The organism is Cytophaga aurantiaca DSM 3654, assembly GCF_000379725.1.
In the GTDB taxonomy this organism is placed as follows: Bacteria; Bacteroidota; Bacteroidia; order Cytophagales; family Cytophagaceae; genus Cytophaga; species Cytophaga aurantiaca.
On record NZ_KB903626.1, the window covers coordinates 66,635 to 81,709 of the forward strand.

Consider the following 15,075-nt stretch of genomic DNA (forward strand, 5'->3'; position numbering starts at 1 on the left):
ATTTATTTTAATTGGCGTAGATATAATTGTATGGTATTTTCCAATCCGTAATACAAGGCGTCGCACACCAATGCATGACCAATAGACACTTCATCTAAAAAAGGAATTTCTGTTTTTAAATAATTCAAATTAAACAGGTCCAGATCATGTCCTGCATTGATCCCCAAACCCAATTCCTTTGCACATTTAGCTGCCTGAATATAATCTTTAACGGCCTCCGTTTTATTGGAATGAAATTTTGATGCATACGGCTCCGTATAGAGCTCTACACGGTCTGCGCCGGCAGTTGCAGCAGCTTCTATAAATTTCGGATGCGGATCCACAAACACCGAAACGCGTATGCCAAGTCGTTTGAAGTTGCTGATTGTTTCTTTAAGAAATGCCTGATGTTTGATGGTATCCCAGCCTGCATTGGAAGTAATGGCATCTACTGCATCCGGCACCAATGTTACCTGATGAGGCTTCACATCTTCAACCAGTTTTATGAATGAGCCTTCCGGATTTCCTTCGATATTAAACTCGGTTGTTAATACTTTCTTTAATTCATACGCATCCTGATACCGGATATGGCGTTCATCCGGTCTGGGATGAATGGTGATTCCTTCAGCACCAAAGCGTTCACAATCCAATGCTACTTTGATTACATCCGGATTATTACCACCTCTCGCATTACGCAAAGTAGCTATTTTATTAATATTTACACTTAATCGAGTCATGTGCTTGTAGTATGTCCTTCTATTTATATTTTTGTCTTACTAACACACAAAAATACAAAAGACATATGAGTTTAAAAGCAACAATCGAAACAGATATAAAAAAAGCAATGTTGGCAAAGAATGCAGATGATTTAAGAGCATTAAGAGCAATTAAGTCTATGATATTGCTTGCAGAAACAGAAAAAGGTGCTTTAGGTGGCGATTTAACAGCCGATCAGGAATCAAAAATTCTTACAAAAGCCCACAAACAACGCAAAGAATCTGCTGACATTTTTGCTCAGCAAGACAGAAAAGATTTAGAAGAAAAAGAATTGCAAGAAATTGCAGTTATTGAACGTTATCTTCCGAAACAACTTTCAACAGATGAGATTGAAGCTATTGTTAAAAATATTGTTTCTACGGTAGGTGCCAAAGGACCAGCGGATATGGGTAAAGTGATGGGCGTAGCTTCTAAAGAATTAGCTGGCAAAGCAGATGGCAAGGCTGTTTCAGAAGCAGTTAAAAAAATATTATCAACCTTATAATCAGAAATTCAATTGGAAATAATTGACATTATATTAATTCTGATCTTAGGTTACGGCGGCTATAAAGGCTATCAAACAGGTTTATTAATTCAGGTCATAACCTTTATAGCATTTATCATTGCTATCGTTACTGCATTTAATTTATGCCAACTTGGAGTCACCAAACTTAAAGCTTGGTACGACCTGAACAATAGTCTTTTACCCGTTATAAGTTTCCTGATTATATTCATTGGAGTATTAATATTAATTATTTTATTAGGTAGATTTCTTACTTCAGTTCTTCATCAATCTTTATTGGGGAGTATTGATCAATATGCCGGAGCATTGGTTGGTATTCTAAAAGCTGCTTTTGGATTGGGCTGTGTACTATGGCTGCTTGAAAAATCAGGGTTGAAAATACCTGCTGAATATACAGATGAATCCTTTGTATATGTATGGCTAACAGAGTATTCACCCAGTGTTATAAAATTATTAGGTAAAATAATTCCTTTTGAAGATATAATGATCAAAGTGGAAAAACTTATTAGCTGATATTCATCACATTAATTACTCTGCTGATTAATGAATGAATATGGATTATTGAGAACTTTGTTTTAGATTGCACGTTAGTACTTGTACAATGCGTATTTGTTGATTTTATGGAGTTGATAATTAAAAAAGAAGGCGACTTCAAATTTGTTGAAGAAGGCGAAGGGGAAGTTCTACTTCTTCTGCATGGATTGTTTGGTGCATTGAGTAATTGGGAAAAATTGGTTACGTATTTTAGTAAGCAATACAGAGTAATAATACCAATGCTTCCTATATATGAAATGCCCATAAAATCTGCTGGTTTAGAGGGCTTAGTAACTTTTGTTGAAAAATTTGTTGAATATAAAAAACTTACAAATTTAAACTTAATAGGAAATTCATTAGGTGGACATGTTGGTCTTTTATATGCGCTAAAAAATCAATCAAAAATAAAAAGTATCACATTAACCGGAAGTTCAGGTTTATTTGAAAATGCCATGGGCGGCTCATTTCCTAAACGCGGTAATTATAAATATGTAAAAGAACGTGTTGAGTACACATTCTTTTACCCTGAAACAGCTACAAAAGAATTAGTGGACGAAGTATACGATATATGCAGTGACATACCAAAATGTATCCGCATTATAGCTATTGCCAAATCTGCACAACGACATAATATTGCAAGTGATTTGCATAAAATAAATAAACCAACGTTATTGATCTGGGGTTTAAATGATACCATTACTCCTGCTTTAGTAGCACATGAATTTAATTTACTAATTAAAAAGTCTGAATTATATTATATTGATAAATGCGGTCACGCTCCAATGATGGAGCATCCGGAAAAATTCAATTCTATATTTGAACGTTTTATAAACAAACACGCTACCACACATGCTGGCTGAAGAATTCATCAATCAAATGATACCGCCATTAAAACCGAATGACAGCAGTCAGACGGCTTTAAACTGGATGGAGGTATTTCATTTAACACAACTGGCGGTTGTGGATGAGCGCATGTTCAAAGGTATCATTGATGAAGAATCCATTTTAGAAAAGAACAACCCCAATTTACCTATCTCTGAATATCCATTGAGTTATAAAGATGTGACGGTTAAATCCAATTCACATTATTACGATGTTATCAATCTTGCCAGCAAAAATCAATTGGAGCTTATGCCCGTTGTTGGTGAAGCGAATGAATACCTTGGTGTTATCTCTGTTAATGAAACTTCCGTTGCAATTGCAAAGATGTTTGCAAGCCAGGGACCAGGCGGGATCATTGTATTGGCAATGAAAGAAATCGATTATTCACTTGCTCAGATATCCAGATTAATTGAAGCAAACGACACAAAGATTTTAAGTGTATTCGTAACAGATGATTCCAAAAAAGATTCATACATACGAGTAACGCTAAAGCTTAATCGTGTAGATTTGACGCGGGTTATAGCAACACTTGAACGCTATGATTATAAAATCATAGCTCAGTTTCAGGAATCAGACGTTGAAAATTATGACAAGGATCGCTTAGACATGTTGTTTAAATACCTTAACATTTAAACTCTGACTTGTATGATTTTTGCCCTTCACGGTCGACCGTTTAAAAAAGACAATATTTCTTATGTTCAGCATTTATTGAATCATCTTCAAAAAAGAGAGATTCAATTGATCATTAACGAATCTTTCGTTGACTATCTGCTGGAATGCAAAATTATTCTGCCAACTTCTTATACTGTTTTTAAAACCAACGCAGATCTTCATCAGGCAAAGTTGATGTTGAGCATTGGTGGGGATGGAACATTATTGGAAGCCGCTACATTTGTAGGAAACAAAAATATTCCGCTTGTAGGTATCAATACCGGCCGTCTTGGTTTTTTAGCAACTACACCAAGAGAAGAATTGGAAAGCGCAATTGATGAACTCATTTCAGGAAGTTATTCCATTTCAAGCAGAACACTGATTAAACTGGTAACAGAAGAAAAATTATTCGGCGGATTAAATTATGCATTGAATGAATTTGCGTTAACAAAACGTGATTCTTCTTCTATGATCACTGTTCATACATACATTGATGGAGAATTTCTAAACTCATACTGGGCAGACGGCTTATTAGTATCAACACCTACGGGCTCCACAGGATATTCTCTAAGCTGCGGTGGACCATTGGTACATCCTAAAACAGAGAATTTCATCATTACGCCTATCAGTCCTCACAATCTTAATGTACGGCCAATGATTGTTCCGGACAATTCACTTATTTCGTTTGAAATTGAAGGCAGAAACCAAAATTTTCTGATTTCGTTAGATTCCAGATCGGAAATTGTATCCTCAACCATTAAATTGTCCGTTAAAAAGGAAGATTTTCAGATTCAACTCGTTGAATTAAAAAACTACAATTATTATAAAACACTCCGGAGCAAACTAAATTGGGGCTTGGACGCGAGAAATTGATTTAATTTTGAAATAATAGTCTTATATTGAACAACTTTTGACAAGCTGGCATATAAAATTACAACCCGTGGTAATATTATTTAGTTTATGAAGCAATTTAAATCGTTATTCTTCGTTATTTTTTTACTAAGTCTTTGCACATTCAATAGCAACGCCCAAAAAAGCTTTAAAAAATATCGCTATTACAGCATAGGTGGCTGCTTAAATGTAATGAACTATGTGGGTGATTTAGATCCAGGACCAAGTTTCCTAAGCCCAGGTACAAGATATACCAGATATAATATTGGAGTTACAGGATTGTATAGAATTAAGCCTAGAATTTCACTTAGAGGAACCATTTCCTATGGAAGAATTAAGGGGGATGATGCGAATAGTTCTCTTGACAATGAAGATAAATATAGAGCATTCAGAAATTTATCGTTCCGAAATCAAATTTATGAAGCAAAATTTGACTTAGTTATAGATCTTTTTGAAAACTCAAGAAGGTATACCAAAAGGCCTGATTACACACCATATATGTTTATTGGTCTGGCTTATTTTCACCATAGCCCTGAAGCAAAAAATCCTCAAGGAGATTGGATTGATTTAAAAAGTTTGCATACAGAGGGTCAAGGATTACCCGGAGGACCGAAAAATTACTCGAGAAACCAATTAGCCATTCCAATTGGCGTTGGCTTCAGATATAAGCTTTCTAAACAATGGGATTTGGCATTTGACATAGGCTGGAGATTTACACTTACAGATTATTTAGATGATGTTGCAGGTGTATACTACGACAAACAAAAATTAACGGATGCATATGGTGATGAAGCCAGAATAATGTCTGACAGATCATACGCAGCATATTCATCCAATCCTGAACTTGCTGCAAGCGCTGACAATACATTTGGATCTAATCCCGAAACATATTATGCTGGTAAACCTCAAAACCAACAGGATGGATGGACAGGTGTTACTACATATGGCCAGCCAGGCGGTCAAAGAGGTGATTTAAAAGGCAAAAGAGACGTGTATACCGTTGCAGGTTTTCACTTAACATACATATTCCCAGGCAAAGTAGTTTGCCCAAAATTCAGATAAAATGATTCTTACGTTCTTTCAAAAGATAGGGGGATTTTTTCTCTCTATCTTTTTTATTTACAGCTCATTTCAGGCTTCAGCTCAAAAACATGAGCTTGGATTCGGTTTAGGAGGTTCAAATTATTCAGGCGACATTGTAAAACTGGTGGATGTAAGAAACTTCAGACCGGCAGGACAGCTGTATTTCCGTCTTAATTTCAGCCCGGCTGTATGTTTGAAATTTGCAACAAGCCTTGGTGTATTAACTGCTTCGGATAGCAAATACAACAGTCCAATAGCCGACTACAGAAAGGCCAGCTTCTCTACCCTATATAACGATGTAAATGTAATGGTGGAATATAATTTTTTAGATTTCGCCTATACAGAAAAAAGCAATGGCGAACATTTCTCTCCCTACATAACTGTAGGATTTGGCCTATTGAACTACAAAAGTACTATTTCAGACCCTGATTATAAGGTCAATACACTGGCGCAACCCGTAATACCCTTGGGGGGAGGCTTTAAATACAGAACAAATGCCCATTGGATATTTTCATTCCAATTTATTGCCAATAAAACTTTTACTGACTCTATTGACGGAATATACAATCAAAAAGGGTCGGCTAAATCCATAACCAATACACACGACAAGGACTGGTATTATTATTCCGGTGTTTCTGTGGGGTATGTTTTCTGGAAAGTAGTATGCCCAAGATAATACAATTTTAAAAAGGGCATTTTTATTAGTACATTTACCCTTCGATAAAATTCATGGAATACCAATCAAATATTGACCCCTCAAAATTGCCCGAGCATATCGCCATTATCATGGATGGTAATGGTCGTTGGGCAAAAAAACAAGGATTGCTTAATCGTATTTTCGGCCATAAAAGTGCCATAACTTCTGTGAGAGAAACGACAGAAACTTGTGCTGAATTGGGTATTAAATACTTGACATTATATGCTTTTTCTACTGAAAATTGGAGTCGACCAAAAGAAGAAGTAAATGCATTAATGGAACTTTTAGTTTCTACAATTAAAAGTGAAGCACCTACGCTTACTAAAAACAACGTTCGTTTAAATGCAATTGGTGATCTTGCTTCATTACCTAAATCTTGTCAAAAAGAATTAGCAGAAACAATTGAACTTACAAAACACAATAGCGGGCTTGTATTGACGTTAGCATTGAGCTATAGCGGCAGATGGGAAATAATTGAAGCAGTGAAAAAGATTGCATTAGCTGTATCCGCGAATACACTAGCTGTAGACTCAATTAATGATACCACATTCAGAAATTACTTATCTGATTCTACTTTACCTGATCCGGAATTGTTGATTCGTACCAGTGGCGAATTCAGAGTAAGCAATTTTCTACTATGGCAAATTGCCTATACTGAAATTCATATTACTGATGTACTATGGCCTGATTTCAGAAAAAATGATTTATATACCGCACTTATAGATTTTCAAAAAAGAGAGCGTCGTTTTGGAAAAATAAGTGAACAATTGAATGGTGCAAAAGCTTAAATGAGAAAGATACTATATATCATTTTTTTAGTTCACGTAATTACGTTTACATCCTATAGTCAACAGTGGCGCTATGGTGGTGGTGCAAAAAGAACAAATGTTGAAATCAATTATGAAAACCCTCAGGAATTCTATATTGGTGGTATTACTGTTTCAGGCGTTCAGTTCTTGGATCCTGAAGCAATCATCGCATTAACCGGCTTAAAAGTTGGTGACAAAATCACAATTCCCGGAGATGAAATATCAAATGCTATTAAGAAGCTTTGGGAGCAAGGCTTGATCGGTGATGTAGAAGTTGTAGTTAAAAAAATTGAAGTAAAGAATATCTATTTAGAGTTTGTAATCAAAGAACGTCCCCGTTTAACAAAATTCATTTTTGAGGGCGCCACAAAATCTGAACGGGAAGACCTGGAAGATAAAATTGATTTGGCCAGAGGACGTATTGTAAACGAAGCGTTAATCAAAAACACAAAAAATAAAATTGTTGAATACTATCTTGAAAAAGGATATCTGTATGCAGCAATTGATATTACTCAGATCAAGGATACCATTCTTGACAACAACATCATTTTAAGTGTTAATATCGACAAAAAGGAAAAAGTACGAATTAACAAAGTATACTTAAGCGGCAATACTTCTTTTGAATCTGCATTTCTTCAAAAAAAGATGAAGAAAACAAAAGGTAAAAGTGCATTAAATCTGTGGACTGGTACTAAGATGATCAATAAAACCTACACAGCTGATAAAGCTGCGTTAGTGGAGTTTTATAATTCAAGAGGGTATCGGGATATGCGCATCGTAGAAGATAGCATTTCCCGCCATAAAGATTATGATGTAGATGTTTATATTCAAATAGAAGAAGGCAATAAATACTATTTCAGAAATATTACGTGGAAGGGTAACTACATTTACTCTACGCAACAATTAAGAGAGATACTCGGCATTAAAAAGGGTGATGTATATAACAACGATCAGTTGCAGCAAAAATTAAGCTTCAATCCGGCGGGACCTGACATCAGTTCGCTTTATTTAGATAACGGGTATCTTTTCTTCAGTATTGATCCGGTTGAAATTCTGATTGAAGGCGATTCAATTGATATTGAAATGCGTATTTATGAAGGTGAACAAGCCATCGTGAATCACATTGAAGTTGAAGGAAACACCAAAACACACGATCACGTAATTTTACGTGAAGTAAGAACATACCCTGGCGACAAATTCAGTCGTGCAGATTTGATTCGTACGCAAAGAGAATTAGCTGCGTTAAATTATTTTGATAACGAAAGTTTAGGAATGAATCCTGTTCCTAATCCGGCAACCGGAAAGGTAGACATTGGCTATTCGGTTACAGAAAAACCAAATGATCAGGTAGAGTTGTCCGGTGGTTGGGGTGGATACTATGGTTTCGTTGGAACCGTTGGTTTGGTGTTCAATAATTTCTCCCTCAGAAATATAAAACATCCAAAAACCTGGAGCCCGCTTCCTTCGGGAGATGGCCAGCGACTTGCATTCAGAATTCAAGCGAATGGTAGAACGTACCAAACGTATTCTATTTCATTCACGGAACCTTGGTTGGGTGGTAAAAAACCAACATCCTTATCTGTGAGCTTACAACACTCTGTACAAAGTCAGTTGATTTCAAACGGCTACGGAAAAAGTATTAAATCCGGATCACTGCAGGTAAGCGGTATTACAGTTGGTGTAGGTAAACGATTAAAATGGCCGGATGACTTCTTTACATTGAATCATACGTTCTCATTGTTAAGATACACGCTTCACAATTATCAAAGCAGTTCTTCAACAGCTGTGATTGGTTACACTACAGGGTATTCAAATAACTTCTCGTATAATTTAACATTATCACGAAATAGTATTGATAACTTCCAGTTTCCTTCTTCAGGTGCTAACATTGCAATGAGTATGACGTTCACTCCGCCTTATTCATACTTCAACAAATTGGATTACCAAGATCCGGATATGTTGCCTAGCCAACGATACAAATGGCTTGAGTACCAAAAATACGGTCTGGACATATCATGGTTTACAACTGTTTGGCAGCACAGACAAAAATCCAAACATAAAATTGTATTCAATGCCCGTTTCCATGGTGGTGTAATTGCTGCATATCAACCTGGTGTAGGCGTGGGACCATTTGAACGTTACATCATGGGTGGTGATGGTCTTTCAGGTTATAACTTCCTTCTTGGTTCTGATATCATTGGTTTAAGAGGTTATGCAAACAACTCGATCAAACCTACTCCTTCAGGTGGTGTGGCATTTGATAAATTTGTAGCAGAGATACGTTACCCGATTTCAAATAGTCCTTCATTTTCTATATTTGTACTTACCTTCTTCGAAGCAGGTAATACATGGGCAGATATACACGATGTAAATCCATTTAATGTTTACCGTTCTGCAGGTGTTGGTGCAAGAATATTTATGCCTGCATTTGGTTTAATTGGTATAGACTGGGGTGTACCGTTTGACGAAGTTCCTGGCTATCCAAATCCGAATCACAAGGCACACGTTACGTTTACAATTGGTCAACAAATCCGTTAACTATATGAAAAATGTATGTTTGGCATTATTATTGAGTTTAGCCTCCACGTTCGCCTGGGGTCAAAAGTTTGGTTATATTGATTCAGAATACATTATTAAACAAATGCCTGAATACAAGAAAGCTCAAACTGAATTGAATGAGTTCTCTTTAAAATGGCAAAAGGAAATCGAGGCTGATCAGGTTAAAATTGATAAGCTAAGACAGGAATATCAGGCAGAAGAAGTCTTGCTTACAGAAGATATGCGCAAGGAGCGAATGGATACAATAGCTGCAAGAGAGACTAAATTACGTGAATTGCAAAAAAACTATTTCGGATTCAAAGGCTTATTATATTTAAAAAGACAAGAGCTTGTTAAACCTGCTCAAGACAAATTATACAAAGCAATTGAAAAAGTAGCCAAAGAGAAAAAATTAGCTATTATCTTTGATAAATCAGGTGAGCTGGTAATGTTATATACAGACCCGATTCACGATTATACCGATTATGTTCTAGAAGCCCTCGGCCTGGGAGATAAAAACGACCAAGTACCAACAAACAAATAAAATTTATATAATACTAATAACAATTATTACATTTAAATGACTCTTATGAAACGCATTATATTCACATTTCTAGTAGGACTTTTTTCTACATTCATAGCACTTCAAGCGCAAGCACAAAATGAGCCTCAAAAAACGGGTACGGTAGATGTTGAGTACATCCTGGAAAATTTACCTGAAATGAAAAAGCTAAATGCTGACATTAAGGTTTATGAACAACAATTGAAAGCTCAATTAGATAGTAAAGGAGCTGAATACCAACGTAAATTAGACGAATATCAGAGAGGCGTAGAAGCAAATGTGTTGTTGCCTTCAGTTAGAGCTGATAAAGAAAAAGAATTGATGGCGTTGCAACAATCTATACAGGAATTTGAAAGATCTGCACAAGAAGATTTAGAAAGCAAATATTTAAGTTTGCTTGAACCGATTAATTCAAAAGTTCAGGCATCTATTGAGAAAGTTGCAGCTGCAAACAACTTTACGTACATCCTTTCTGTAAGCCTATATAGTGGTGAAAGAGTTGTTTTATATTCTAAATATAAAGAAGCAAATGATATCTCTTTGTTGGTGTTAAAGGATCTAGGTGTAATACTTCCTGCACCTGGCACTACTACTGGTGCTACGACCACAACTACACCGACAACTACCACAACAACAACGACACCGCCGGTTAAAACAACCGCACCGGTTAAAAAATAAATTAAAGGCTTCCAAATCGGAAGCCTTTTTTTATATTTAATACATGAAGCAATCTCCTACAACCATTCATGTTGTTGCACCCGCAGGTGCTGTAAATAAAGACGCCGCTAAAAAAGGAATCGAATATCTCCGTTCCTTGGATCTTTCGTTTATAGAAGGTGCCAACGTATATAATAAAGATGGCTACCTTGCAGGTACGGATGCAGATCGATTAAGTGATTTACAAGCTGCGTTAGATGATACAAAATCAGCTGCTGTGTGGATAGCACGTGGCGGTTATGGAACTTCACGTATTATAGATCAGATCCGCTGGACCAAATTTTTTAAAAGCCCAAAATGGTTAATTGGTTTCAGTGATATCACCGCGTTACACATTCACTTATCAAACAATAATATTCCAAGTATCCACGGACCAATGGTGGCACAGGCTTCAGATCCGACTCAAAAAGTTGCTGTTGATCTGGTTGCTTCTATACTAAAGAATGATCTGCCTGACTATTCCCTTTTCTCGGATAAGAACAACCGAACCGGAAAGGCCCGCGGACCAATTACCGGCGGAAATCTGACACTTATTTGCTGCAGTCTCGGTACCAAGTCGGAGATCATTACAGACAATAAAATATTATTCATTGAAGAGATCAACGAAGCTGCATACCGCATAGACCGTATGCTTGTACAACTAAAGCGTGCAGGTAAGCTGAAAAAAATAAAAGGACTGATTGTTGGTCACATGACCAATATTGAAGAGGAAAAAGAATTCGGGAAATCCTACATTGAAATCATTTCTGATTTAGTCAAAGAATATTCATTCCCGGTTTGTTTTCAGTTTCCTTCAGGCCACGAAACACCAAACATGCCATTGATACTAGGCATGAAAAGTGAATTGATCGTTGATAAAAACGAAGTACAGTTAAAATATTTATAATTGCTCTCTATACAATACTTCTATTAGCGTTTGTCCAACTGCCTTTAGCGTATTTTTATCAATGACATCCATGTTGTCGTTGTGCGTGTGCCAATACGAACCAAAGTAATTGCCATCACTCATTTCATATTCAATGATGTCGATCATTGGTATCATAGCCAATTTATTAATGTATGTATGATCATCTGTGATCGGCTCGCTTTGTACGGAAATAAAATGCTTAGCATAACCCAATCGCGCTGCCGCTGACCACACATTCTGCACTACAGAGGGTGCACTTTGCATAGATACTCCTTCTTTAGCAAACGTGGCATCTTTAGCACCAACCATGTCTAACAGGATGCCATAATATGCTGAATAGTTTGCTTTATGTTTGTGCGTAGCCCAGTATTGTGAACCTAAACACCAACTATCATTCTGGTATTCGCCCGGATAAAACATCGGCTGGCCATAATCTTCACCGTCAAATAAAATAATATCGAAACCAACGTCCGGCTTTTTTTCTGCTGCATTAATTACACGTGCGAGCTCCATTAAAATCCCTACTCCGCTTGCTCCGTCATTTGCTCCATCAAAAGGCTTTTTCGGATTTGCTTTATCCTGATCTGCAAACGGCCGTGTATCCCAGTGTGCAGCCAACAGTATACGTTTAGTTGCTTTATGATTAAACGTAACAACTAAATTTTTTAATTTCAAATCTGTTCCGTCAAATGCTTTTGATGTAAACTCCTGGCGATAAATAAAACCACCATGCTTCATGAAAAAGCGTGCTAAGAATTCACCACAGTCAACATGTGATTTTGTGTTCGGCACTCTTGGACCAAAAGCCACCTGAGCTGCAACATATTCATAGGACGAATCTGCATTGAAATCCGGTGTTGCAATAGCCGGCAATGGCTTTGCCTCTACAGGTTTTTCAGCAGGTTTCTTGCCAGAATCACAACCCAACAATACTATACCTGCACTCAGTACAGCTCCTAAAAAAATATTTTTGTTATTCTTCATAAGCCCAGTCAATACCATGTTTCATATCTTTAATAGCCAATCCTTGTTGTTTAAAATACATGCGTATCTGATCAACTTTATCGTATTGTTTATTTTCTTTTGCTTCTTTATACAGTTCCAATAAACCTTTTATCAAACCTTCCGGATCAATAGCCACTTCATCTACAAGACCAAGCACATCATATACCAATGCAGTATAATTTGCTTTCATAGATTCAAATGTTTCTTTTGAAAGCACCGATGTGGACTTTTGCTTCAGATAAAACACATTGATCTTTTTTATCAGATTGAATAACGAAGCAATTGCAATTGCAGTATTGAAATCATCTGACATACCTTTGTAGCAGTCCGAAATTATTTTTTCAATCTCAGTATTTAAAGCAGCATCCTGCTCGGCAACAACTTCGGTATATTCAAGGCTATTCAGCATTTTTAGACCGTTCATTATTTTTCTGTAAGCCTTATATGCTGCTTTCAAACCATCGTTCGAAAAATCCAATGTGCTTCTGTATTGTGCCTGTAAAATAAAGAAGCGCACCGTCATCGGAGAATAAGCTTGCTCCAACAAACTATGCTTGCCTGCAAACAATTCATTCAACGTAATAAAATTACCCAATGATTTACCCATCTTCTGTCCGTTGATGGTAATCATATTGTTGTGCAGCCAATACTTAGCCGGTTCTTTTTTATTTGCAGCAACCGATTGTGCAATTTCACATTCATGATGCGGGAACATTAGATCCATACCGCCGCCATGTATATCAAATGTTTCGCCAAGGTATTTTGTACTCATTGCTGAACACTCTAAATGCCAGCCCGGGAAACCTTTACCCCATGGGGAATCCCACTTCATAATGTGCTCCGGCGAAGCAAGTTTCCATAAAGCAAAATCAAGCGAACTCTTTTTAGATTGCTGCCCGTCCAGGTTGCGTGTACCGCTTACCAGATCTTCTAAAATACGTCCTGATAAATGACCGTATTTATGTTTATCTCCTGTAAATTTTTCAACGTTAAAATAAACCGAGCCTTCATTTTCATACGCATAGCCGCTTGATAAAATTTCTTCTACCATTCTGATCTGCTCCGGAATGTGGCCCGATGCAGTAGGCTCAATACTTGGAGGCAGTACATTTAATTTGCGTAATGCATCGTGGTAATATTCTGTATAGCGCTGAACAATTTCCATGGGTTCAACTTTATCCAGTTTCGCTTTTTTAGCAATCTTATCTTCCCCATCATCTGCATCATGCTCTAAATGCCCTACGTCTGTAATATTCCGAACGTAACGCACCTGATATTTTAAATGCTGTAAGTATCTGAAAACAATATCAAATGTAATTGCGCTGCGTGCATGACCAAGATGCCCTTCTCCGTATACGGTAGGTCCGCACACATACATGCCTACAAAGGGAGCATGTATTGGTTCAAATACTTCTTTTTTTCTTGTCAGTGTATTGTATACAACTAATTTTTCTATTGCCATTTCAGGTAATTATTATTTAAACCTATATGAAGCTATAATTGGAAAATGATCTGTAAAAGATACAGAAGATTTTGTTTCAAAATCCGTTACGATCAAATTTGAATCGCAAAACTGATGATCGATGCGAAGAAACGGGATCTTGCCATTAAAGGTAAATCCAAAACCATTGCCTTTTCTTTCAAATGCATTCGTTAATACATCTGCTAATTTTTCATATGTATAACTATATGGCGGATCATTCAGATCACCACACACTACAGCTTTGTAGGGCGATTCTTTTATATGACCAACGAGTTTATCAACCTGAATGCTCCGATTAATGGTTCCGTTTTTATATTTAAGAAAGGCCTGCATTACTTTTGTTTTCGATTTATTATCAAAATGACTTTCTGCAATCTCTTTATCATCAATACTCATGGATTGCAAGTGCATATTGTACACACGCGCTTTACCGGCAGGAAAATCAATATCTGCATAAATGGTTTGATTGTTTGAACCTTCGTGAAAAACCACTTTACCTTTTGACAATATCGGAAACTTACTGAAGATGACCATTCCAAAAGTGCCGCCGGTATGATTTTTAAATGTAGTGCTGAAATAATAATACGGATATTTCTTTTTAATTCTATGTAGCGTATTGAACAAGGTATCTTTGGGATCGTTGTAAAACTCCTGCAAACACACTACATCCGCTTCAGATTTTTTTACAAAATCAATAATTTTTCGTGTGGTCGAAAAGGTTTTGTCCGCAAACTGCGGATACACATTAAACAACCGGATGTTATACGACAAAACAGAAAATTCCTTGGGTTTATCTGACGTTGAGGAAACAGAAACAGAGCGTTGAATAAATTTCCAATTAATTAATAATAAGACAATTGGAAGTATAAAAAGTCGGTTTCGTTTTACAGCCCAATAAACCAGCATGATCACCAATACAACCAATCCGGCTGGAATAAATAAACCGATGAAGCTGCTATACCAAAATGTCCGCGGGGAAATGTCCGGCATAAAATATAGTCCTATAGACATTACTGTCAATAGAATAGCGCCTTTATATGTTCTTTCTTCAGTCATTC

General features: G+C 36.7%; 16 protein-coding genes. 12 read left to right on the plus strand and 4 right to left on the minus strand.

Going from position 1 to position 15,075, the window contains the following annotated elements; genetic code table 11:
• Nucleotides 1-2: 2 nt before the first annotated feature.
• Complete coding sequence (locus A3EE_RS0105685; protein WP_018342473.1) at nt 3-716, minus strand: pyridoxine 5'-phosphate synthase; 714 nt, start codon at nt 714-716, stop codon at nt 3-5.
• Nucleotides 717-781: 65 nt separating this feature from the next.
• On the opposite strand from A3EE_RS0105685, the gene A3EE_RS0105690 reads away from it, so the two are divergent.
• The 12 genes from A3EE_RS0105690 (at nt 782) to A3EE_RS0105745 (ending at nt 11,508) form a co-directional block, all read left to right on the plus strand.
• The gene (locus tag A3EE_RS0105690; protein ID WP_018342474.1) at nt 782-1,240 is read left to right on the plus strand and encodes a GatB/YqeY domain-containing protein; all 459 of its coding nucleotides are present in this window, start codon (nt 782-784) and stop codon (nt 1,238-1,240) included.
• A gap of 12 nt (nt 1,241-1,252) precedes the next feature.
• A complete protein-coding gene (locus A3EE_RS0105695; protein WP_018342475.1) occupies nt 1,253-1,771 on the plus strand; it encodes a CvpA family protein in 519 nt (172 codons plus the stop codon).
• 107 nt (nt 1,772-1,878) lie between these two features.
• A complete protein-coding gene (locus A3EE_RS0105700) occupies nt 1,879-2,652 on the plus strand; it encodes an alpha/beta fold hydrolase (protein WP_018342476.1) in 774 nt (257 codons plus the stop codon).
• Complete coding sequence (locus A3EE_RS0105705; RefSeq protein ID WP_018342477.1) at nt 2,642-3,307, plus strand: CBS domain-containing protein; 666 nt, start codon at nt 2,642-2,644, stop codon at nt 3,305-3,307. The genes A3EE_RS0105700 and A3EE_RS0105705 overlap by 11 nt, the downstream gene beginning before the upstream one ends.
• Before the next feature lie 12 nt (nt 3,308-3,319).
• Nucleotides 3,320-4,198, plus strand: coding sequence for an NAD kinase (locus tag A3EE_RS0105710; RefSeq protein ID WP_018342478.1), 879 nt, complete (start codon nt 3,320-3,322; stop codon nt 4,196-4,198).
• Nucleotides 4,199-4,285: 87 nt separating this feature from the next.
• The gene (locus A3EE_RS0105715; protein ID WP_026209616.1) at nt 4,286-5,278 is read left to right on the plus strand and encodes a DUF6089 family protein; all 993 of its coding nucleotides are present in this window, start codon (nt 4,286-4,288) and stop codon (nt 5,276-5,278) included.
• Between the two features lies 1 nt (nt 5,279).
• Nucleotides 5,280-5,975: a type IX secretion system protein PorG gene (gene porG / locus A3EE_RS0105720; RefSeq protein ID WP_018342480.1), complete on the plus strand. Its 696-nt coding sequence runs from the start codon at nt 5,280-5,282 to the stop codon at nt 5,973-5,975.
• A 53-nt stretch (nt 5,976-6,028) separates the two neighbouring features.
• A complete protein-coding gene (locus A3EE_RS0105725; protein ID WP_018342481.1) occupies nt 6,029-6,784 on the plus strand; it encodes an undecaprenyl pyrophosphate synthase in 756 nt (251 codons plus the stop codon).
• On the plus strand, nt 6,785-9,343 hold the full coding sequence (gene bamA, locus A3EE_RS0105730) for an outer membrane protein assembly factor BamA (protein WP_018342482.1): 2,559 nt from the start codon (nt 6,785-6,787) through the stop codon (nt 9,341-9,343).
• A gap of 4 nt (nt 9,344-9,347) precedes the next feature.
• The gene (locus tag A3EE_RS0105735; RefSeq protein WP_018342483.1) at nt 9,348-9,887 is read left to right on the plus strand and encodes an OmpH/Skp family outer membrane protein; all 540 of its coding nucleotides are present in this window, start codon (nt 9,348-9,350) and stop codon (nt 9,885-9,887) included.
• 45 nt (nt 9,888-9,932) lie between these two features.
• On the plus strand, nt 9,933-10,583 hold the full coding sequence (locus A3EE_RS0105740; RefSeq protein ID WP_018342484.1) for an OmpH/Skp family outer membrane protein: 651 nt from the start codon (nt 9,933-9,935) through the stop codon (nt 10,581-10,583).
• Between the two features lie 43 nt (nt 10,584-10,626).
• Nucleotides 10,627-11,508, plus strand: a complete 882-nt coding sequence (locus A3EE_RS0105745; protein ID WP_018342485.1) for a S66 peptidase family protein — start codon at nt 10,627-10,629, stop codon at nt 11,506-11,508.
• On the opposite strand, the gene A3EE_RS0105750 is transcribed toward A3EE_RS0105745, so the two are convergent.
• Genes A3EE_RS0105750 through A3EE_RS0105760 form a run of 3 tightly spaced genes read right to left on the minus strand, consistent with a single transcriptional unit; the run spans nt 11,503 to nt 15,073 of the window.
• Complete coding sequence (locus tag A3EE_RS0105750) at nt 11,503-12,513, minus strand: M28 family peptidase (RefSeq protein ID WP_018342486.1); 1,011 nt, start codon at nt 12,511-12,513, stop codon at nt 11,503-11,505. The genes A3EE_RS0105745 and A3EE_RS0105750 overlap by 6 nt on opposite strands.
• Nucleotides 12,503-13,996, minus strand: coding sequence for a cysteine--tRNA ligase (gene cysS, locus A3EE_RS0105755; RefSeq protein WP_018342487.1), 1,494 nt, complete (start codon nt 13,994-13,996; stop codon nt 12,503-12,505). Before cysS ends, A3EE_RS0105750 begins: the two co-directional genes overlap by 11 nt.
• 12 nt (nt 13,997-14,008) lie before the next feature.
• Nucleotides 14,009-15,073 (minus strand): endonuclease/exonuclease/phosphatase family protein, encoded by a 1,065-nt coding sequence (locus tag A3EE_RS0105760; protein WP_018342488.1) that lies wholly within the window; start codon nt 15,071-15,073, stop codon nt 14,009-14,011.
• Between the last annotated feature and the right edge of the window lie 2 nt (nt 15,074-15,075).

Excerpts from the sequence above, each read along its gene's own strand:
- A3EE_RS0105740 (WP_018342484.1), top strand. The coding sequence starts at position 9,933 with ATGAAACGCATTATATTCACATTTCTAGTAGGACTTTTTTCTACATTC.
- A3EE_RS0105745 (WP_018342485.1), top strand. The coding sequence starts at position 10,627 with ATGAAGCAATCTCCTACAACCATTCATGTTGTTGCACCCGCAGGTGCT.
- A3EE_RS0105750 (WP_018342486.1), bottom strand. The coding sequence starts at position 12,513 with ATGAAGAATAACAAAAATATTTTTTTAGGAGCTGTACTGAGTGCAGGT.
- A3EE_RS0105715 (WP_026209616.1), top strand. The coding sequence starts at position 4,286 with ATGAAGCAATTTAAATCGTTATTCTTCGTTATTTTTTTACTAAGTCTT.
- A3EE_RS0105735 (WP_018342483.1), top strand. The coding sequence starts at position 9,348 with ATGAAAAATGTATGTTTGGCATTATTATTGAGTTTAGCCTCCACGTTC.
- bamA (WP_018342482.1), top strand. The coding sequence starts at position 6,785 with ATGAGAAAGATACTATATATCATTTTTTTAGTTCACGTAATTACGTTT.
- A3EE_RS0105705 (WP_018342477.1), top strand. The coding sequence starts at position 2,642 with ATGCTGGCTGAAGAATTCATCAATCAAATGATACCGCCATTAAAACCG.
- A3EE_RS0105760 (WP_018342488.1), bottom strand. The coding sequence starts at position 15,073 with ATGACTGAAGAAAGAACATATAAAGGCGCTATTCTATTGACAGTAATG.
- A3EE_RS0105725 (WP_018342481.1), top strand. The coding sequence starts at position 6,029 with ATGGAATACCAATCAAATATTGACCCCTCAAAATTGCCCGAGCATATC.
- A3EE_RS0105685 (WP_018342473.1), bottom strand. The coding sequence starts at position 716 with ATGACTCGATTAAGTGTAAATATTAATAAAATAGCTACTTTGCGTAAT.
- A3EE_RS0105700 (WP_018342476.1), top strand. The coding sequence starts at position 1,879 with ATGGAGTTGATAATTAAAAAAGAAGGCGACTTCAAATTTGTTGAAGAA.
- cysS (WP_018342487.1), bottom strand. The coding sequence starts at position 13,996 with ATGGCAATAGAAAAATTAGTTGTATACAATACACTGACAAGAAAAAAA.
- porG (WP_018342480.1), top strand. The coding sequence starts at position 5,280 with ATGATTCTTACGTTCTTTCAAAAGATAGGGGGATTTTTTCTCTCTATC.
- A3EE_RS0105710 (WP_018342478.1), top strand. The coding sequence starts at position 3,320 with ATGATTTTTGCCCTTCACGGTCGACCGTTTAAAAAAGACAATATTTCT.
- A3EE_RS0105690 (WP_018342474.1), top strand. The coding sequence starts at position 782 with ATGAGTTTAAAAGCAACAATCGAAACAGATATAAAAAAAGCAATGTTG.